Here is a 19,001-nt window from a genome sequence, read left to right as displayed (position 1 = left end):
TGTCAGGGTCTCCTATTTTTTGTAGAACTTGTCTATCGCCTGCTTTATGTCGGTCGCCGTTGAAACGAATATCTGTATCGAGCAGCCGGTCACCAGCTCTATGTCTTCGACGGCCTGGATGTTAAGGGGATCGGCCATCGCGATGGTCACGGTATTGCCGATCTTATCTATCGGGATAAGGCAATACTGGCGCGCGACATTCTCAGGCACCATCTTTATCGCCGACTCGTCCATCTCGTAATTAGCCAGCGGAAGGTACGGGAAGCCGTATTGGACCGTGATGGCTTGGGCTATTTGCTCTTCAGTTACATATCCCAGACCAGCCAGGATCTGGCCTAAAAGCCCGCCCTTCTCCTTCTGGATCTTCAAGGCCTCTTCGAGATGCGCCTGTTTTATCACGCCTTTTTCCAGGAGGAGCTGTCCTATTGTTTTAGTTATTACGCGCTTTACCGACGCCATATGGCCCTATTTCCTGAATAACCTGTCAAGATCGTCCGGATCAGTGCTTCGGAGTATCGCGTCTTCGTAGCTTATCAATTTCTTGTTATAAAGTTCGAAGAGCGTCTGGTTCATCGTCCTCATGCCCTCTTTCTGGCTCGTCTGTATGACGGAATACAATTGGTGCGTCTTAGCCTCGCGTATAAGGCTCCTCACCGCGGGTGTGGCGATCAATACCTCCGTCGCCAGGACCCTGCCGTGGCCGGTGGCCTTCGGTATGAGCTGCTGGGCGAGGATGCCGAGAAGCACGAACGAGAGCTGTATCCTTACCTGTTGCTGTTGGTGGGACGGGAAGACATCTATGACCCTGTTTATCGTCTGGACCGCGTCCGAGGTATGTAGCGTAGACAGGACGAGATGCCCGGTCTCGGCGATATCCAGGGCAGCCTCGATCGTCTCGAGGTCGCGCATCTCGCCGATGAGGATTACGTTCGGGTCCTGCCTCAGGACATGCTTCAGCGATTGCGCGAATGACTGCGTGTCCGGCCCGACTTCGCGCTGGTCAACCAGCGCTTTTTTGTTCTTATGGACATACTCGATCGGGTCCTCCACTATCACGATATGGCAATTTCTCTCCGAATTTATCTTGTCGACCATCGAAGCGAGGGTCGTGGACTTGCCGCTTCCGGTGGCGCCCGTGACGAGGACGAGCCCCTTGGGCCTTTTGCAGAGGTCCTCGACGACATTGAGCGGGAGGCCGCACTCCTCGAAACTCATTATGTGGAGGGGGAGCAGCCTTACCGCAGCGCCGACATATCCCCTTTGGAGGAATACATTTACCCTGAAGCGCCCAAGCCCCTCTATGCCGAACGAGATATCAAGTTCAAGCTCGCGTTCGAACTTCTCTATGTGCTGCGGCTTGAGCATGCTGTAAGCCAGCCTCTTGGTGTCCTCGGCCGTGAGGAAGCCGAATTCGGTCGGCACCAACTGCTCGTCTATCCTAAACTGGGGCGGGGAAAACACGGAGATATGCAGGTCGGACGCCCCCTTCTGGACCATCAATTTAAGCAGTGTCTCTATCTGGACATTTACCATGGGACCTCCTTAGGATTAAGAGACGATCGTATTCTTTCCTTTTGATTTGGCTTCGTTCAAGGATAAAGTCGCTTTTTTTATCAGGTCTTCGGCGCTCACGCCGTCTATGGGGTTCTCGCTCACGCCGCCGCTCACCGTCACGAAGTTGCGCGGATAACCTTTGCCGCCGGCGATGCCGAAGGCCTCGACGCGCTGCTTGAGGACTTCCGCCGCCGTATTCGCTTGTTTCTTGTTCTTCTCCGGCAGTATCACCGCGAACGTATCGCCGCTCAACCTGCCTATCCTGTCGACCTCGGTGATGTTCGATTCTATTATCTTGCCGATCTTCTTTATGGTCTCTTCGGCCGACAACTCCCCGTTTATATCCCTGTATAAACTGAGGTCGTCGATATTGAAGATAAGGAACGAGCACGGCCTCTGGTACAATGCCGCGCGCTTGATCTCTTCCTCGAGGCGGGAAATGATGAACTTCTCGTTATAGAGGCCGGTGAGCTCATCCTTGATGGCCAGTTCCTTCGCCTTGGTGGTCAGTATCTCGTTCTCCACGGCTATGGCCATCTGTTTCCCGAAAAGTTTTATAAGCTCGGTATCCTCTTCCTTGAACTCATAATCCGCAATCGTATTGCATAACCCTACGATCCCGAAGCCGTGGCCGTGCGCGACGATGGGACACAGAAGGCAATTCTTGACACTGAAGACCTTAAGGAATTCCTCGATGTCAGGCGTCATCCGCGAACGCCGGTCTATGCTGACCATTTTGTTCTCGGCGACGAGCTTCCCGAGGAGGCCGGTACCTACCTTGATCCTGAACGAATTCAAGCTCCCGCTCAGGTTCTCGCTTTCCTTCATCACGAGGGTGTTCTTCTCCTCGGCAAGCATCAGGAACGCGGATGAATCTTCCTCGGCCTGGCTTATCTTCTCGATGGCTATCTTGAGGATCTCGTCGAGCGAAGCGCCCTGCGAGATGAGGTTGCTGACCTGCAGGAGGCCCGACATGATCAGGACCTTCTTGTTTATCTCAACGTTTATCTCTTTTGTCCTCTCCCCGTAGGAGCGGAGTTCGTCCATATTCTCGCGTATACGGCGGGTGAGCGTGTTAAGGGTAATGCCGAGTTCCCCTACCTCGTCCTCGCTCTTGACTTCTATGCTCCTTGAGTAATCGCCGTTAGCGATCCCCCTGGCTCTGATGGCCATATCGATTATCGGCGAGGCGATATCCCAGATGATCTTGAAACCGAGCAAGGCGATAAGGATAGTTAGGCCTATGACGAGCGAGACGTTTTTCGTCGTAAAATCCAGGTCTATATTGGGCTGGAGGAACGGAAAATAAATAAAATTATATGCGAGATAGACACAGATGGCAAGCGGTATGAAGGACATCAACACGAAAACTACGGTCAACTTGTAACGGAGGCCGGCGGGTATAAGCGATAGTTTTTTGATAATTCCTGCCATCTTTATCATCTCCCTTCGTAATTTATTATAAAAAGTATACCTGTTCCTAAATTAGGTGTCAAACATAATTATCGCAGCGCGATGAATCCCCAGGGAAGTTCTTCGTCTAACCCCCGCTCTCTCAATGAATAACGATCCGGGTCTATGCCGGCCTCCCGGAAAACCGGCAGCCACTTTTCGAGATCGAAATTTTCCTTCCAGCTGTCGAACCTGCACCCGCTTTTCCAGGCAAGATAAAGCGCGCTGGAGAGATTCCTGTCCCCGCGCGCGAGGACCGACTCCAGGTAGCTCATCTTCGGGTCATGAAAAACAAATTTCACCCTCGTGCGCCTCGCCTTCTCCCTGATATACCTCTGCCTCCTGTATACCTCATCAACCGGCAGCATCGCCTCGCGCTCGAACCTCGTATGCGGTTTCGGGATGAATACCGATACCGCGGCGTTTATATCCGCGGGCCTCCCGTCAACCTTCTTTTTTGTCTCGGAGACCTCCCTGGCCAGGTCGACGATGGCATCGAGATCGCTGTCTTCCTCGCCGGGCAGGCCGATCATGAAATAGAGTTTTATCCTGCGCCAATTATTCTTGAAGGCCTGGTAGGCGCATTCCTTAAGCGCCTCGGGCGGTATATTCTTATTGATCACCTTGCGCATCTTGTCGCTGCCGACCTCGGGCGCGAAGGTAAGCCCGGTTCGCCTTCCCGACGCGAGCTCAAGCGGGAGGCGGCTCGTCATCTCCTCGACCCTGATGGAAGGGAACGAGATGCTTACCGCCCTCTCTTTAAAGGCCTTCGTAAGTGACGCCACTATTTCCATTATCTGCGGATGGTCCCCGGACGAGAGAGATACGAGAGATATCTCGTCATAACCCGTATTTTTATAGATATTCTCGGCCAGCGAGAGTATCTTTTCCGGGGAACGGAAACGGTTAGGCCCGTAGATCGCGCACGCCTGGCAGAAATTGCACGCCCTCCTGCAGCCGCGCATTATCTCTATCTGTATCCTGTCATGGACGATATCTATGAAAGGGACTACCGGCTTTTCAGGGAAAGGCGCGGAATCGAGATCAGCGACGATCCTTTTCTTTACCTTCCCCGGGATTGACGGGACATAAACGCCCTCGATCGCGGCAAGCCTCTCCAATAACCGTCGCCGGTCCAGCCCGGTTTTTTTATTTTCTATCACGGCGTCGACCACCTCCGGAAGGGCCTCTTCAGCTTCGCCTATTATGAAACAATCGAAGAAATCCGCAAGCGGTTCGGGATTGAACGCGCACGGCCCGCCGCCCACTACGAGAGGAGCGGAGTTGTCGCGGTCTTTCGAAAAAATCGGTACTCCGGAGAGGTCGAGCATGTTGAGTATATTCGTATAACTCAGCTCGTACTGGAGGGAGAAGCCGACTATGTCGAATTTGCCGAGAGGGCGTTTCGTCTCGAGCGAGAAGAGCGGTATTCCCTTCTCTCTCATGACCTTTTCCATATCGTGCCAGGGAGCGAATGAGCGTTCGCACGCGACATCGCCCCTGTCATTAAGGATGGAGTAGAGGATCTTCAACCCCAGATGGCTCATCCCGACCTCGTAGAGGTCCGGAAAGCATAAGGCGACCCTGCAATCTATCCCTTTATCCCCTTTTACAACGCTGTTCCATTCGCCGCCCGTGTACCGGGCGGGTTTTCTCACGCCGAGGAGCATCTCGCCGGTCAGCATCAGAACACCTTGCGTTTGTTTTTTATATTCTCAAGGATGCCGACGCAGGCGAGGGACATCATGAGGAAGGAACCGCCGTATGATACGAAAGGAAGCGGCAGGCCGACGACAGGCATTATGCCGCAGACCATGCCGATATTAACTATCACATGCACCGCGAACATCGTGGTGATCCCGTAGGCAAGGGCTTTCCCGTATGTGTCGCTTGTCGTTTCGGCTATCCTTATCCCCTTTCCGACGAACCTGTAAAAAAGGAACAAGAGCAGGGCGCCCCCGATAAACCCCCACTCCTCGCCCACTACCGAGAAGATGAAATCCGTGTGGCGTTCAGGCAGGAAATTCAGCTGGTTCTGCGTCCCGGAAAGCCACCCCTTTCCGAAGATCCCTCCCGAGCCTATCGCTATTTTGGACTGTATGATCGTGTATCCGGCGCCGAGAGGATCGAGATTCGGGTTCAGGAAGACCAAAAGCCGCGCCCTCTGGTAATCCTTCAGGATGAACCATAAAAACGGCGCGCACGCCAGGCCCGCGCCGATCACTAAAAGAAGGTATTTCAACCGCGCGCCGGCTATAAGCAGCATGGTGAGCAGGATCGGGACGAATATCAAAGCCGTGCCAAGGTCCGGCTCCTTGAATATGAGGAGCATCGGGACCACCGCCATGGCAAAAGGGACAATGAGAGCCTTCGGTCTTTCTATCCCTTCCTTTATGTCCCCGAGATACTTCGCCAGCGCGAATATAAAAGTAACCTTCGCGAATTCCGACGGCTGGAATGCGAATGAGCCGAAGTCTATCCACCGCCTCGCCCCGTAGCGGACATCGCCGATGCCGGGGACGAGGACCAGGATCAGGAATAGGACATTCAGGCCGAAGATATAATAACTGAAATCTATTATCCTCTGGTAACCTATCCTGAATATCGCCGCAGCGATGAGAAGGCCGATCAATGCGGAATTGACCTGCCTCATCGCGAGGTTCGCGTTCGAAGAGACGAGTTTCTGGTACGAGGCGCTGTAGATGACGAAGAGCCCCATGAGCAGGATGACTGCCGTTATGAGCACGAGCCCGTAATCAAATTCGCCTTTTAACTTATAGCCGTTCTTCATTTGAATACTTCCGTGTTATCCTTCGCGAAATCGAGTATCTTCTTTGCTATGTCGGCTGCGGTCACGCCTCCGTGGCCGCCGTGTTCGACCATCACCACAAAAGCTATCTTCGGATCGCCGGCGGGCGCAAAACCCAAAAACCACGCGTGCGGTTCGCCGTTAGTCGTCTGCGCGGTGCCTGTCTTCGCTGCTACCTTTATCCCTTCTATCCTGGCCCTCTGCCCGGTCCCTGTATTCGAGGCGACGGCGTTCACCATCGCGGACTTTATGGTCTCGATCGCGGCCTTTGAGACCGGTATCGTCTTCGGCTTCGGTGCCTGGACATCGGCATTGCCGATCTTCTTTATGATATGCGGCCTAGGCGCGCTGCCTTCGGTCGCGAACACGGAGACGACCTCGACCATCTGCAGCGGCGTCACCAGGAGGTCCCCCTGGCCTATGGCATAATTGATCGTCTCGCCCTCATACCAGTTCTGTCCCCTCTTCGCCTTTTTCCAGGCCGGGCTCGGCACAAGTCCGGAGCTCTCGCCTGCAATATCTATTCCCGTAGGTTTCCCGAGGCCGAACTTCTGGGAGTATTCGGAGATCACATTCGGCCCCAGCTTGTGCCCCAGATTATAGAAATAAACGTTGCATGAATGCGTTATCGCGTCGCGCAGGTCCTGCGGTCCGTGTCCCCCCTCTTTCCAACAGTCGAACTCGGCCCTGCCGAGGAAAAATTTCCCATTGCAGACAAAAGTCGAGTGTTCGGTTATCGTTTTCGTCTCGAGTCCGGCATCAGACATTATTATCTTAAAGATAGAACCCGCGGGATACTGGCCGTTTATCGCCCGGTTGAGCATCGGGTGCGAGCCCGATTTCATATAGCCCGCCGCCTGTTCGCCCTTGCCGCGCTCGACGAATATATTCGAGTCGAATGACGGCGAGGACGCCATAGCAAGTATCTCGCCGTTGCGCGGGTCCATTATGACGACCGACCCTTTGACCCCCTCGAGACAGTCTGCGGCATAAGCCTGCAGTTTAACGTCGACGGTCAGGGTGATATCCGTGCCCTTCTTCTGGTTCTTGCTTCCGAGGATCTTCACGAGCCTGCCGGTAGCGTCCACCTCCAGCTGCGTGCCTCCGTCCTCGCCTTTCAGGTATTTGTCATAGGCCCGCTCGATGCCGTCACGGCCGACAAGGTCGCTGATCGAATACCCGTAATCGCCGAGTCTCTCAAGCTCTTCCTTGTTTATGAGGCTTAAGTAACCGATCAGGTGCGACGTCCTTTCCCCGTAGATATACCACCGGAGGGTCCTCGGCAGGACCAGAACGCCGGGAAGCTCCTGTTTCTTCTCCTCGAGGCGGAAAGCGAGGTCCTTATCGACGTCGCCGGCGATGGTTATCGGCGCGAACGGCGCGGTATAATCCTTTTTCACGATCGATTCGATGCGGGACCTCGAAATGCCCAGGGCCCGGGAGAGACGGCCGTATGTCGTATCGACATTCTCCACCTCCTGAGGAATGATGACCACGTCGAAAGAAAGGCGGTTATCGACTATGGCGAGGCCGTTCCTGTCATAGATAGTGCCGCGCAGGCCGGGCATCGGTATCAGCCTTATGTGGTTCTTCCTTGAGAGGTCGTGGTAGAGCGGCCACCTCAATATCTGGAGATAGGCCAACCCCGCCAGTATGACCAGGAATAAGACATCTACTATTATCGAATAGATCCTGCCGCGCATATTTTTATGACCTATTGAGGCCGCCTGCCCTCAAATACCTTTTTCTTGAAGACTATCTCTTTATAGTCCGTCTCTATCGACGGCATGAAGAACTCGAGGGCCCTGAAGACCGGGGGCGCCAATAACGAAGTGTATATCGCAACGGGTATGGTAATGAAGATGACAGCCTTATAGTAAGGAAAACCGGCCGAAGAGATAAGCAGGCCGTAAATAAGTGTCGAAAAGACGACCGCGATAGCGGCGATTATCATCTGCGCCGACGCCAGATGCCTGTAAAGCGCTTCTTTATATAAACCTGCAGCGTAGCCTATCGCGCCGTAAAGTACAAGTATCAGCGGATGCGCCCCGGAGAAGACCATCTCCAGGAGGCCGCCGGCGAAGCCGCAGACCGCGCCCTTCTCTTTATCGGAATTAAGCGAAAAAAATAACACGCCTATAAGGACAAGTTCCGGGCTTGCGCCGAGGAGTTTTATGTAATTGCGGCTTCCCGCCTCAAGGACCGAAATAATGACGAGTGTTATGATGATCCGCGGCCAACTCATTCTACCGTTAATACCTCCTCAACCGCCATCGGGTTTATAGCCGGCTCTATGACCGCGAACTGGTACATCATGTTGAATTCCATTTTTACGTCTATGACTTTCCCCACAAGGAAACCCTGCGGGTATACGCCGCTAGTGCCTGAAATCACCACCGTGTCGCCGGCTTTTATGTCCGCATCCTTCGGGATGAACTTCATTATGCACCTGCCGTGCGCGATGCCGTACATCAGGCCGCCCGCCCTTCCCCTTTGTGATACGACCGCGACCCTTATCTCAGGATCGCTGACCAGGGATACGCGGGAACTCACCCTGCCGACGGCCGTGACCTTCCCTATCACGACACCGTCGGCCAGCGCGGCCATATCTTCCTTAATACCGTCTTTTATGCCCTTGTTTATTATCAGGCTCTCGGCCCAGTTCGAGATGTCAAGTCCCGTCACTTTGGCGGCCACGGAGCGCCTGCCGATCTTATCCTTCATCGAGAGCAGGCCCTTGAGCCTCCTGTTCTCGGAGACGGCCTCATCGAGCGCGGCCGCGCGCGAACCCAGCGCCGCGACATCGCGCTTTAACCTTTTATTTTCATTGGCTATGCTTTTGAAATGCAGGAGCTCGAACCCGGTCCCGAATACGGCGGAGGCTATCTGAGCGGGAACCTGCAGGATGGAATGGAGGCCTAGGGTCGTTCTGTTCGTGAGGGACTCAAACGCGATCAGCAGGATAATGACAAAGGATACTGCGGCTACGACAGTTAAAGGTTTGTTCTGAAATTTTTTCACATCGTTTACTGTGATTCAGGGGACTTAGAAGCGGTAGTAACCGTAACTTTTTTGAGATACTTTATTTCGCTTAATACCATCCCTGTCCCGAGGGCGACCGCGGTTATCGGATCCTCCGCTATATGCACGGGAAGGCCGGTCTGTTCCGAAAGGAGTTTGTCCAGCCCCCTCAGCAATCCGCCGCCTCCTGCCAGGACCATCCCGCGCTCTATCAGGTCTGCGGAAAGCTCCGGCGGTGTGCGCTCGAGGGTAATCCTGACCGCCTCCACTATGGCAGCTATTGGCTCAGCAAGAGCCTCTCTTACCTCCTCAGAAGATATTGTGACTGTCTTTGGAAGACCTGCCACCAGATCGCGGCCGCGGACTTCCATCGTCATCTCTTCCTCGAGCGGGTAAGCCGAGCCTATCTTTATCTTTATCTCCTCGGCGGTGCGTTCGCCGATCATGAGGTTATAAGTCTTTTTCAGGTGCTGAATTATCGCGTCGTCCATCTCGTCGCCGCCTATGCGGATCGATTTCGAGTATACGACGTCCGAGAGAGAGACTACCGCCATCTCCGTCGTGCCGCCGCCGATGTCGATTATCATGTTGCCGGCGGGTTCCTGTATCGGCAGGCCTACGCCTATCGCGGCGGCTATCGGCTCCTCGACGAGGTATACCTCTCGGGCGCCTGCCCTTTCCGCAGAATCCTTGACCGCGCGCTTCTCGACTTCGGTAATGCCGGAAGGTATGGCGATGACCATGCGCGGCCTGACCAAAACTCGCCTGTTGTGGACCTTATTAATAAAATAACGGAGCATCGCCTCCGTTATTTCGAAATCAGCGATAACTCCGTCTTTCATCGGCCTTATAGCCACTATCGAACCGGGGGTACGGCCTAACATCCGCTTCGCCTCTTCGCCGACCGCCAGGACGTGGTTAGTCCCCTTCTGTATGGCGACGACCGAAGGTTCGCAAAGCACTATCCCTTGGCCTTTTACGTAAACGAGCGTGCTCGCGGTGCCAAGGTCGATGCCCATGTCGTTACTGAACATGCCGGAGATGTTGTTAAATCCCCTTTTTAAGACATCGAAAACGTTCACCCAACACCTCTTTCTTTGTTTATGGGAAAATGGTGTTAATTTTGACCCACCCTCCCAGTATCATAAGAGGATACCAAACCACCCTTTAAATGTCAATAATTAAAGCACTCCTCCCGCGGCTTGTGTCGCGCCTTCCTGCATATATATGCAGGCCCTTCGACCTTGTGTTCTTGCAGGGACGTTCGCCTTGAAATTTAAGTCTCGCTCGGCCTTTCTTTATTACTCGCCTTGATCGGGTATCTACTGCGTCATAAACCGGCTCTTCGCGATACGTTAAATTTCAAGGCTTAAAAGACACAAAGGTCTACGGGCCATATATTGAGTTCTAAATACAAGCCGCGGCAGCAAATTCACTGATTAGAGAACGAGGGCTTTTGCCCCTCATCGCATTGGAAAGACTCGAGCGGGCACGGATCGCCCGTATATAATACCCTGCGAGAGCGAGAGGATTTCAAGCGCAGCGGGCCTCGCAGGGGCCCGCAAGCGCGCGATGAGGGGAAAAGACCCGCGTTCTAGACCCTTGTGAATTTGCGGCCGGGGAATTATATTAAAAGTGAATCGAGGTCCTTTAAGAAGTTGGGATATGACTTGGCGATGCAGGCGGTGTCGTCGATGGTGGTATCGCCCTTTGCCGCGAGGCCGGCGACTGCCATCGACATCGCGGTCCTGTGGTCGCCGAAACTCATCGCGGTGATGCCTTTGAGCGCGCCTGTCCCCTCGATGACGATATCGTCGCCCTTCAGGCTGAACTTCGCTCCCATGTTTTTCAAGTTCGCGGCCATGGAACTTATCCTGTCGGTCTCCTTGACCTTGAGCTCCTGCGCGCCTTTTATTATTGTCGTGCCCTTGGCATAAGCGGCCGCGACCATGACGACAGGCAATTCATCTATCGAGCGCGGGACGAGGTCCCCCTCTATCGTCGCGCCGCGCAGATCAGCGCTCTCTATGAATATATCGCCGACCGGTTCGGACGCTGTCTCTCTCGCGTTTTCTATCGCTATCTTCCCGCCCATCTTATTGAGGATATCTATTATTCCGGTCCTGGTGGGATTGACGCCTACTGACTTAAGGGTCACGGCCGAGTCCTTTACTATCGTCGCGGCGACCAGGAAGAACGCGGCGCCGGATATGTCTCCGGGGACGTCTATTTCCCGCGCCCGCAGGTCCGCCTTGCCCTCGACCGAGACTTTAAGGCCCTCGACAGAGACGCGCGCGCCGAACGCCTTAAGCATGCGCTCCGTATGGTCGCGCGATCTCGAAGGCTCGGTGACCGATGTCTTCCCTCCGGCGTAAAGCCCGGCAAGGAGGATAGCGGATTTTACCTGCGCGCTCGCGACCGGAGAGACATAATCTATGGGATTTAACTTGCCGCCGCGGACGGTTATCGGCGCGTAATCGGCCTTGTTCCTGCCTTCGAATTTCGCGCCCATCACCGAAAGCGGTTCGGTGACCCGGCGCATCGGCCTAGCGGCCAATCCTTTATCCGCTGTCAATGTCGCCGCAAAAGGCTGGCCGGCCAGTATACCAAGGAGGAGCCGCATCGATGTTCCGGAATTGCGCATAAAAAGCGGGCCTGCCGGTTCTTTTAGGCCGTTAAGGCCGCGCCCAATTATGGTTATTTCGTCATGATCTTCTTTGATGTTGATGTCGATGCCGAGGGCGCGGAACGCCTCTATCGTGGTAAGGGTATCGTCCGAATGGAGGATATTTTTTATGACGCTCGTGCCGTTCGCGAGCGAGGCGAGCATTACGGCCCTGTGGGAGATGGATTTATCGCCTGGTAAAGTCAGGGAACCGCGTAATCTTTTGGCGGGTCTTATAGTGGCAGAGCTCAAGTTACATAGCTTTCGCTATGTCGCCCTCTTTTATCTCACCGCTGTCAGGCAGTATGTTGGCGGCCGACATCGTCTCGTAGACCTTCTCGACTGTGGCCTTGGCGACAAGCTTATTGTTCCTGTAGACACCAAATGTCACGCCCGGGGTGATGCCTTTATTGTTGCCCGCGGCGACGACTATAAAATTGAATTCCTTATTTACGACGAGGACTTTGCCTTCGGCGTCAACGCCGGGCTTGACCACTATCCTTTCAAGATCCACTTCCTTTTTCGCCTGGAGGTCCTCTACCTGTTTTAAGAGGCCCTGGTTGGTGGCCTGCAGATCACCCAGTTTCTTCTGGACCGCGACGTATTCCTTCTGGAGTTTATCGAACTGTTCCTGGACTGCGGCGCGGGAAGACTTCTCGCTCTCCCAGTTCGTCTTTACCTCCTCTATCTCTTTATCTTTATCGCTCAACTTGGCGAGGGCTTCCTCCTTGTCTTTCTTTTCTTCCGCGATCTGGGCGGCCAGCTTCTCGGCCTTATCCTGCAATGAGGTGACCTTGCCTTTCAGGTCGGCAAGTTGCGACTCGAGATCGGTCTTAAGTTTCTTCTGGTCGTCGAGCTGCTTCTGAAGGTCCTCCTTGTTTGCCAGCAGATCCTTATAGGAATTCTCTGTTGCGACGCGGTTCTTCTTCTCGGTCTGGAGTCCGCTGAAGGTAACTAAAGAAAATACCAAAAAGACTACGCATAGGATAGCTAATAGTATGACGATAAGCCGGAACGATTTCATTTGTTCCTCCTTTTTGGGGTTCTACTGCAATTTATTATATATAATAAGGTTTTAAAACGCAAGAAAAAAATCGGGCCCCATCATTTTCCTCATATCGTCCGGAAGGTCTGCCTTGAACTCCATCTCCCTGCCGTCCTTGGGGTGGCGCAGCCTGAGATAATATGAATGGAGCGCCTGCCTGGGGAAATTCCCTTTAGAGCCGTATTTCTCATCGCCCAGGACGGGATGGCCGATATACGCCATATGTACGCGTATCTGGTGCGTCCTGCCTGTCTTCAGGTCCAGCTTGACGAGGGTGAAATCGTCGAACCTCTTTATTACCTTATATTCCGTGACGGCTTTCCGTTCCGAATCGTACCTGACCGCCATCTTCTGCCGGTTGCTCGGGTGCCTGCCGATCGGCAGGTCCACGACGCCGTTGTCCAACTCGATGACGCCCTTGGCCAGGGCCAGGTAATTCTTCTTTACGGCGCGGTCCTTGAACTGCCTCGCGAGTTCTGCGTGGCTGGCGTTATTTTTCGCCGCGACCATCACGCCGGATGTGTCCTTGTCGAGGCGATGGACTATTCCCGGCCTCCCCTCGTTCAAGTCGGAAAGTTTCCTGCAGTGGTTAAGCAGGGCGTTGACTATCGTTCCGGAACGCGTGCCCGGCGCGGGATGGACTGCGATGCCCGGCTGTTTGTTTATCACTATTATATCGTCGTCTTCGTATATTATCTTGAGGGCTATATCCTCGGCCTTCAGTTCCGGGGAGGCCGGCTCCTCGAATGAGACTTCTATCTTCTCTCCGGACTTGACCTTATGGTGCGGTTTGGCCGGTTTGCCGTTAACGAGGATGCACCCGGCGCCTATAAGTTTTTTCAAGTGGGAGCGCGAGACCGTCTTAGGCAATACTGAGACGAGGTACTGGTCGAGGCGCGTGGAGGCCGCCTCAGACCCTACTTCGAAGGTATAATTTTCCATAATATCACCGCCGCCGCGAAAATGGCTATCGATACGGCCTGAGAAAAGGTCAATCCCATTACGGTAAGCATATTATCTCCGCGAAGGAACTCGACCGAGAACCTGAAAGCCGAATAGAGCATAAGATACAAAAAAAGCGTCCTCCCGTTCGACGGGACGCGCCTCCTTAAGATAAGATAGACGATGAACATAGCAACTGACTCGAAGAGCTGAGTCGGAAGGACCGCGCCCTGTTCCGGGTTGAAGACCACGCCGATAGGCAGCGCCGTAGCCTTGCCGTAGCAGCAGCCGTTCAGGAAACATCCTATGCGGCCGATCGCCTGGCCCAGGGCGATATACGGGATTACAAGGTCTGCCGTCTTCAGTAAATGCATCTTATGCATTCGCAGGAAGACCGCACCGCTTATGACCGCCAGGATGAAGCCGCCGTACCAGGCGAGACCGCCTTCCCAGATTTTGAATATATCCAGGGGCCTTGACCTGAAATAATCGAGGTCCAAAAGGACGAACATAAGCCTGCCGCCGATGACGCCGGATACGATAAGGGTGATCATGAGGTCGAGGACCTTTTCGCCGCCCATGCCGAGCGAGGCGGCGCGCCTTTTGGCGAGAAATGAGCAGACGAGGAAAGCCAGCGCGAGCATCGCGCCGTAGGAATATACGGGATAGGAACCTATCTTAAACAGTACGGGATGCATCCTTGCCTCTCAAAATTATCACGAAGAGCAATACAGCCCCTATCGTTATACAGGAGTCCGCGACGTTGAAGACCGGCCAGAAGTGCAGGTCTATGAAATCTATCACGTAACCGCCGGGATGCAACCTGTCGATGAGGTTTCCCGCAGCGCCTCCGAGTATGAGCGAGAACGGCAGGTATAGGGCGGGTTTCTTCTTTGCCAGATAGAAAATGGTAAACGCTATCGCTATGACGGAAATGACGACTAAAACGACGGTCTGGTACCTGAAGAGCCCGAAAGCGGCGCCGGTATTCTTGACAAGGGTGAAACTTACGATCGTGCCGATCGCGGGGAGTGAACCAACGGAGGTCAATTTCGCTACCGCTATCGCCTTGGTAACCTGGTCTATAATGACGACCGAGGCGGCGATAATAAAAGGCGCCAGTCCTTTCCTCAGAAAGGAGTGCATTAGATTATCTTCTTCTGCGGATCCTCTTTAGCCTGGCACTCGAGGCATAGGGCAGCCCATGGCATGGCAGTAAGGCGCTGCTTGGGTATCTGCTTCTCGCATTCTGTGCATATACCGAAGGTCTTATCCTCGATGCGCTTGAGCGCCTCTTCTATAGCGTAGAGTATCTTTTGCTGGACGTTTGTCGCGATGCCGAGGGAAAACTCCCTGTCGAAACTGTCGGTAGCGACATCGGCCATGTGGAAAGTGTATGCCGACAGGTCTCCCGAGGCGTCCCTCTGCGACGTATTCAAGGAATCCTTCTGGACGCCGCGGACCTCTTTCAACATCTCCTCTTTCTTCTTCAGGAGCATCTTCTTATATTTTTCGAGTTCTTCCTTGTCAAGCTTCATCATGTTATTCTCCTTTTAATACTTTTGAGCAGCGCCCGCAAAGCTCCGGATGTTCCGGGTCGGTTCCGACCTCTTTTTTATACGTCCAGCAGCGGCCGCATTTGCCTCCGGCGGCCTTATCCACGTAAATGCCCAGCCCTTCGGCCTCGAGCAATCCCTCTTTTCCTGCCGGCATACTGCCTGCTTCCTCGAGCCTGAAATCCGAGACCAGGAATACTCCCGCGAGCTCTCTTGCGAAATCATGCAGGAACCTGTATTTACCGGTATCCTTTATATACAGCGTGACCGAAGCTTCCATCGAATCGCCTATTACGCCCTTGGCCCTCTTCTCCTCTATCGCCTTCATTATATAAGGACGAAGGACGAATATCTTCTCCCATCTCTCCTCGAGGGACTTGTCGATATACCCCTCGCGGGCCTCGGGCCAAAGCGAAGCGTGGACGCTTGATTCCGGGTCATCCCGCCTGGCCTTCTGCCATATCTCATCGGCTGTAAACGGCGCCATCGGCGCGAGCGTTTTCGCCAGGGCCATCACTATCTCATAGATCACGGTCTGGCACGATCTCCGCTCTCTCGAGTTCGGCGCATAAGTATACAACCTGTCCTTTGAAACGTCAAGATAAAAACTGGAAAGCTCAACGGTGCAAAAGCTGTACAGGGCGCGGAAGACCTTGTGGAACTCGAAGGCGTCATAATAACCTTCTATCTCATGGACCAGCGAGAAGGCCTTCGAGACCGCCCATTTATCTATCTCAAGGAGGTCTTTATGCGCGAGCCTGTCTTTGCCCGGGTCGAAATCGAAAAGATTCCCCAGTATAAAGCGAGCCGTGTTCCTGATCTTGCGGTACGCCTCGGAAGTGCGCTCGATTATCTCTTTTGATATCCTTATATCCTCGTAGTAATCGCACGACGCGACCCACATCCTCAGGACGTCGGCGCCGTGCGTCTTTATCACGTCCTGCGGCGAAATGACGTTACCCAGGGATTTTGACATCTTCCTTCCCTCGCCGTCAACGACGAAACCGTGCGTCAGGACGCTCTTGAACGGCGCCTTATGCTCTATCGGCATAGAGGTAAGTACCGCGGCCTGGAACCACCCGCGGTGCTGGTCGCTGCCCTCCAGGTAAAGGTCTGCCGGGAAGGCGAGCTCTTTCCTTTTCCTCAATACGGATTGGTGGCTGACGCCGGAATCGAACCAGACGTCGAGTATATCCTCTTCTTTCCTGAATTTTTTTCCTTTGCACCCCGGGCAGGCGAACCCCGCGGGCAACAGCTCTTCCGCGGGCCTGCTGAACCATACGTTCGAACCTTCTTTTTCCATCAGGTCCGCGATATGGTTTATCAGGCCGGGATCAAGCACCGGTTTCTTGCACGACTCGCAGTAGAATGCCGGTATCGGCACGCCCCAGTACCTCTGGCGCGAGAGGCACCAATCGGGCCTGTTCTCTATCATAGCCGAGATCCTGTTCTCTCCGATAGACGGGACCCATTTCACGCGTTTTATCTCTTCGAGCGTCTGTTTCCTTAGCGCATTATGGTCAACATTTATGAACCACTGGACCGTCGCCCTGAATATGACCGGCTCCTTACACCTCCAGCAATGCGGATAAGAATGCGCGATCGTCCCGGAATACAGGAGGTTGCCGTCCTTCATCAACCTCTCCAATATTGCGCCGTTCGCCTTGAAGACATGCATCCCGGTGAATTCCCCGGCAGTCTTATCGAATAATCCCCTCTCGTCGACCGGCATTATCGTCGGCAGGCCGTATTTCTGTCCCGTAAGGTAATCTTCCATGCCGTGGCCCGGCGCGGTGTGGACGCATCCGGCACCTTCTTCGTTCGAAACGTAATCCGCGAGGACGACCTTCCCTTCCCTTTCGATGAACGGATGTTTATAGAGGAGGCCTTCGAGGTCCTTGCCTTTTATGGTCGAGATGACTTTATAATCTTTAAAACCTGCCTTGGCCGCGACGGACTCGAGAAGGTCCTTCGCTAGTATATAGTGCTCTCCGCCGGCCTCGACCGTCACGTAGTCAAGGGCGGGATGGACCGCGACCGCGACATTCGCGACCAGGGTCCAAGGAGTCGTCGTCCAGATCACCAGGAAATGTTTTCCGTCCGGGAATCTCCTGTCTGTGACCTTGAACTTCACGAATATTGACGGCGAGGTATGGTCCGCGTATTCCACCTCTGCCTCCGCGAGCGCCGTCTCGCAGCGCAGGCACCAGTTGACAGGTTTTACTCCCTTATAGACGTAACCGCCTTCGACAAGTTTCCCGAACGAGCGTATGATGCCGACGACATACTCGGGCTTGAGCGTGAGGTACGGGTCGTCCCATTCGCCGAATATCCCGAGGCGCTTGAACTGCTCTTTCTGCGTCCCGACAAACCTGAGCGCGTAATCCGCGGCCTTATTACGGAATTCAAGCTGGCCGATCTGCCCCTTCGATATCTTGAGCTCTTTGAATAAGACGTGCTCGACCGGGAGGCCGTGGCAGTCCCATCCCGGGACATAGGGCGAATCGAAGCCGCGCATCGTCTTGTATTTGACGACTATGTCCTTGAGCGTCTTGTTCAGGGCATGGCCGATATGGATGTCGCCGTTGGCATACGGCGGCCCGTCATGCAGTATATATTTGGGCTTGCCCGAGAATTTTTTCCGGATATGGCCGTATATATCCTTCTCCTCCCAGAACTTGAGCATCTCCGGCTCCCTCTTCGGGAGGTCGGCCTTCATCGGGAAATCCGTCTTGGGCAGGTTCAGCGTATCTTTATAGTTCATCCCATCCTCTATATTTTCTCCGCGCCTCATTAGGGCGTGGGATTCATATTCTCTCTATCAGGGTATATATCAATTTCGTGAGTTTCGGCTCGGCTTCGTTGGCCGCCTTTATTATCTCATCTATGTTGCAGGGCTTGAGCGTCTCGGGAAGGCAAACGTCGGTTATGACGCTTATGCCGAATATCCGGAGGCCCGCGTGCCTGGCTACGATGACTTCCGGCACGGTCGACATCCCTACCGCGTCGGCCCCGATCATCTGGAAGAACTTATACTCCGCGCGCGTCTCGAGGTTCGGTCCGGTGACGCCTACATATACGCCTTTATGCATCCTGATCTTCTCATCCTTCGCGATCTCTTCGGCCAAGGCGATAAGCTTCGGGTCGTACAGGTCGCAGAAATCCGGGAACCTGGGGCCCAGCGATTCATCATTCGGCCCTATCAGGGGATTGACCCCTGTAAAATTTATATGGTCGGCTATCGCCATGAGGTCTCCGGCTTTGTAACCCGGGTTCATACCGCCCGCGGCATTAGAGACGACTAGTATCTTCGCGCCGAGCGCCTTTACCACCCTGACCGGATAAGTGACCTGGTCCAGCGGGTATCCCTCGTAATGGTGGAACCTGCCTTCCATCGCGACGACATTCTTGTCGCCTATCTTGCCGAAGACAAGCTCCCCTTTGTGCCCCTTGACCGTCGATACAGGGAAGTTCGGTATCTTCCAGTATTCTATGCCCTTCTTCTCTTTTATCCTCCCGGTGAGGTTGCCCAGGCCGGTACCCAGGATTATCGCGACATCGATCTTGGGGACTTCTTTCAGTTCATCTTTTATGAAGTTGAACGTATCGTCGATCTTCTTTTTCAGTTCGTGCATTTGTCTCTCCTTATTTCCGGGATGCGGCTATTACCTTAACCTCATCGCCAGCTCCAGAAGTGTCGGCACCAGAAAATATTTATTTACGGAATAGAGGACTATCGTCGCTATCCACGGCGAGATATCCATGGGCCCCAACGGGGGGATGAACCTCCTTATAGGCGCCAGTATCGGGTCGGTGGACCTGTTCAGGAACTGCACAAGCGGGTTGAACGGGTCGGGATTGACCCAGCTTATGACCGCCCGGAAAAATATCAGGATACATAATATATTTAGCAGGATCTCAAGCATTCGCGCGGCCCAGAATATCAGATTGCTCAAT

General features: G+C 54.0%; 18 protein-coding genes. All 18 read right to left on the bottom strand.

What is annotated here, in order from left to right:
- Positions 1-12 precede the first annotated feature (12 nt).
- Positions 13-459, bottom strand: coding sequence for a hypothetical protein (locus PHO67_06275; protein ID MDD5546740.1), 447 nt, complete (start codon positions 457-459; stop codon positions 13-15).
- 6 nt (positions 460-465) lie between these two features.
- Entirely contained in the window at positions 466-1,533 is a 1,068-nt protein-coding gene (locus tag PHO67_06270) for a type IV pilus twitching motility protein PilT (protein ID MDD5546739.1), read from the bottom strand.
- A 15-nt stretch (positions 1,534-1,548) separates the two neighbouring features.
- Positions 1,549-2,988: a diguanylate cyclase gene (locus tag PHO67_06265; GenBank protein ID MDD5546738.1), complete on the bottom strand. Its 1,440-nt coding sequence runs from the start codon at positions 2,986-2,988 to the stop codon at positions 1,549-1,551.
- Positions 2,989-3,056: 68 nt separating this feature from the next.
- A complete protein-coding gene (locus PHO67_06260) occupies positions 3,057-4,691 on the bottom strand; it encodes a radical SAM protein (GenBank protein MDD5546737.1) in 1,635 nt (544 codons plus the stop codon).
- On the bottom strand, positions 4,691-5,797 hold the full coding sequence (rodA, locus tag PHO67_06255) for a rod shape-determining protein RodA (protein MDD5546736.1): 1,107 nt from the start codon (positions 5,795-5,797) through the stop codon (positions 4,691-4,693). The genes PHO67_06260 and rodA overlap by 1 nt, the downstream gene beginning before the upstream one ends.
- Positions 5,794-7,518 (bottom strand): penicillin-binding protein 2, encoded by a 1,725-nt coding sequence (mrdA, locus tag PHO67_06250; GenBank protein ID MDD5546735.1) that lies wholly within the window; start codon positions 7,516-7,518, stop codon positions 5,794-5,796. The genes rodA and mrdA overlap by 4 nt, the downstream gene beginning before the upstream one ends.
- 11 nt (positions 7,519-7,529) lie before the next feature.
- Positions 7,530-8,060, bottom strand: coding sequence for a rod shape-determining protein MreD (mreD, locus tag PHO67_06245; GenBank protein MDD5546734.1), 531 nt, complete (start codon positions 8,058-8,060; stop codon positions 7,530-7,532).
- Positions 8,057-8,836, bottom strand: coding sequence for a rod shape-determining protein MreC (gene mreC, locus PHO67_06240; GenBank protein ID MDD5546733.1), 780 nt, complete (start codon positions 8,834-8,836; stop codon positions 8,057-8,059). Before mreC ends, mreD begins: the two co-directional genes overlap by 4 nt.
- 5 nt (positions 8,837-8,841) lie before the next feature.
- The gene (locus tag PHO67_06235) at positions 8,842-9,870 is read right to left on the bottom strand and encodes a rod shape-determining protein (protein MDD5546732.1); all 1,029 of its coding nucleotides are present in this window, start codon (positions 9,868-9,870) and stop codon (positions 8,842-8,844) included.
- Between the two features lie 590 nt (positions 9,871-10,460).
- On the bottom strand, positions 10,461-11,753 hold the full coding sequence (gene aroA / locus PHO67_06230) for a 3-phosphoshikimate 1-carboxyvinyltransferase (protein ID MDD5546731.1): 1,293 nt from the start codon (positions 11,751-11,753) through the stop codon (positions 10,461-10,463).
- Position 11,754: 1 nt separating this feature from the next.
- Complete coding sequence (locus tag PHO67_06225; GenBank protein ID MDD5546730.1) at positions 11,755-12,525, bottom strand: hypothetical protein; 771 nt, start codon at positions 12,523-12,525, stop codon at positions 11,755-11,757.
- Between the two features lie 51 nt (positions 12,526-12,576).
- Positions 12,577-13,488: an RluA family pseudouridine synthase gene (locus PHO67_06220; GenBank protein MDD5546729.1), complete on the bottom strand. Its 912-nt coding sequence runs from the start codon at positions 13,486-13,488 to the stop codon at positions 12,577-12,579.
- Positions 13,464-14,186 carry a prolipoprotein diacylglyceryl transferase gene (lgt, locus tag PHO67_06215; protein MDD5546728.1) on the bottom strand — a complete coding sequence of 241 codons (723 nt, stop codon included), beginning with the start codon at positions 14,184-14,186 and terminating at the stop codon, positions 13,464-13,466. The genes PHO67_06220 and lgt overlap by 25 nt, the downstream gene beginning before the upstream one ends.
- The gene (lspA, locus tag PHO67_06210) at positions 14,167-14,634 is read right to left on the bottom strand and encodes a signal peptidase II (protein MDD5546727.1); all 468 of its coding nucleotides are present in this window, start codon (positions 14,632-14,634) and stop codon (positions 14,167-14,169) included. The genes lgt and lspA overlap by 20 nt, the downstream gene beginning before the upstream one ends.
- Positions 14,634-15,029: a TraR/DksA family transcriptional regulator gene (locus PHO67_06205; protein ID MDD5546726.1), complete on the bottom strand. Its 396-nt coding sequence runs from the start codon at positions 15,027-15,029 to the stop codon at positions 14,634-14,636. Before PHO67_06205 ends, lspA begins: the two co-directional genes overlap by 1 nt.
- A 1-nt stretch (position 15,030) precedes the next feature.
- The gene (ileS, locus tag PHO67_06200) at positions 15,031-17,808 is read right to left on the bottom strand and encodes an isoleucine--tRNA ligase (protein MDD5546725.1); all 2,778 of its coding nucleotides are present in this window, start codon (positions 17,806-17,808) and stop codon (positions 15,031-15,033) included.
- Positions 17,809-17,851: 43 nt separating this feature from the next.
- Complete coding sequence (locus PHO67_06195) at positions 17,852-18,679, bottom strand: purine-nucleoside phosphorylase (protein MDD5546724.1); 828 nt, start codon at positions 18,677-18,679, stop codon at positions 17,852-17,854.
- A gap of 30 nt (positions 18,680-18,709) precedes the next feature.
- Positions 18,710-19,000, bottom strand: a complete 291-nt coding sequence (locus PHO67_06190; GenBank protein MDD5546723.1) for a YggT family protein — start codon at positions 18,998-19,000, stop codon at positions 18,710-18,712.
- Between the last annotated feature and the right edge of the window lies 1 nt (position 19,001).

The sequence above is a fragment of the Candidatus Omnitrophota bacterium genome, from assembly GCA_028716565.1.
Classification (GTDB): domain Bacteria; phylum Omnitrophota; class Gorgyraeia; order Pluralincolimonadales; family Pluralincolimonadaceae; genus Pluralincolimonas.
The sequence above is the reverse complement of the archived record's forward strand: the minus strand, read 5'-3'. Positions and strand labels throughout refer to the sequence as shown.

Coding starts and splice junctions, on each gene's coding strand:
- PHO67_06265 (MDD5546738.1), bottom strand. CDS start 2,988: ATGGCAGGAATTATCAAAAAACTATCGCTTATACCCGCCGGCCTCCGT.
- PHO67_06235 (MDD5546732.1), bottom strand. CDS start 9,870: ATGTTCAGTAACGACATGGGCATCGACCTTGGCACCGCGAGCACGCTC.
- PHO67_06270 (MDD5546739.1), bottom strand. CDS start 1,533: ATGGTAAATGTCCAGATAGAGACACTGCTTAAATTGATGGTCCAGAAG.
- PHO67_06275 (MDD5546740.1), bottom strand. CDS start 459: ATGGCGTCGGTAAAGCGCGTAATAACTAAAACAATAGGACAGCTCCTC.
- PHO67_06220 (MDD5546729.1), bottom strand. CDS start 13,488: ATGGAAAATTATACCTTCGAAGTAGGGTCTGAGGCGGCCTCCACGCGC.
- PHO67_06205 (MDD5546726.1), bottom strand. CDS start 15,029: ATGATGAAGCTTGACAAGGAAGAACTCGAAAAATATAAGAAGATGCTC.
- PHO67_06195 (MDD5546724.1), bottom strand. CDS start 18,679: ATGCACGAACTGAAAAAGAAGATCGACGATACGTTCAACTTCATAAAA.
- rodA (MDD5546736.1), bottom strand. CDS start 5,797: ATGAAGAACGGCTATAAGTTAAAAGGCGAATTTGATTACGGGCTCGTG.
- mreD (MDD5546734.1), bottom strand. CDS start 8,060: ATGAGTTGGCCGCGGATCATCATAACACTCGTCATTATTTCGGTCCTT.
- lgt (MDD5546728.1), bottom strand. CDS start 14,186: ATGCATCCCGTACTGTTTAAGATAGGTTCCTATCCCGTATATTCCTAC.
- PHO67_06225 (MDD5546730.1), bottom strand. CDS start 12,525: ATGAAATCGTTCCGGCTTATCGTCATACTATTAGCTATCCTATGCGTA.
- PHO67_06260 (MDD5546737.1), bottom strand. CDS start 4,691: ATGCTGACCGGCGAGATGCTCCTCGGCGTGAGAAAACCCGCCCGGTAC.
- lspA (MDD5546727.1), bottom strand. CDS start 14,634: ATGCACTCCTTTCTGAGGAAAGGACTGGCGCCTTTTATTATCGCCGCC.
- mrdA (MDD5546735.1), bottom strand. CDS start 7,518: ATGCGCGGCAGGATCTATTCGATAATAGTAGATGTCTTATTCCTGGTC.
- ileS (MDD5546725.1), bottom strand. CDS start 17,808: ATGAACTATAAAGATACGCTGAACCTGCCCAAGACGGATTTCCCGATG.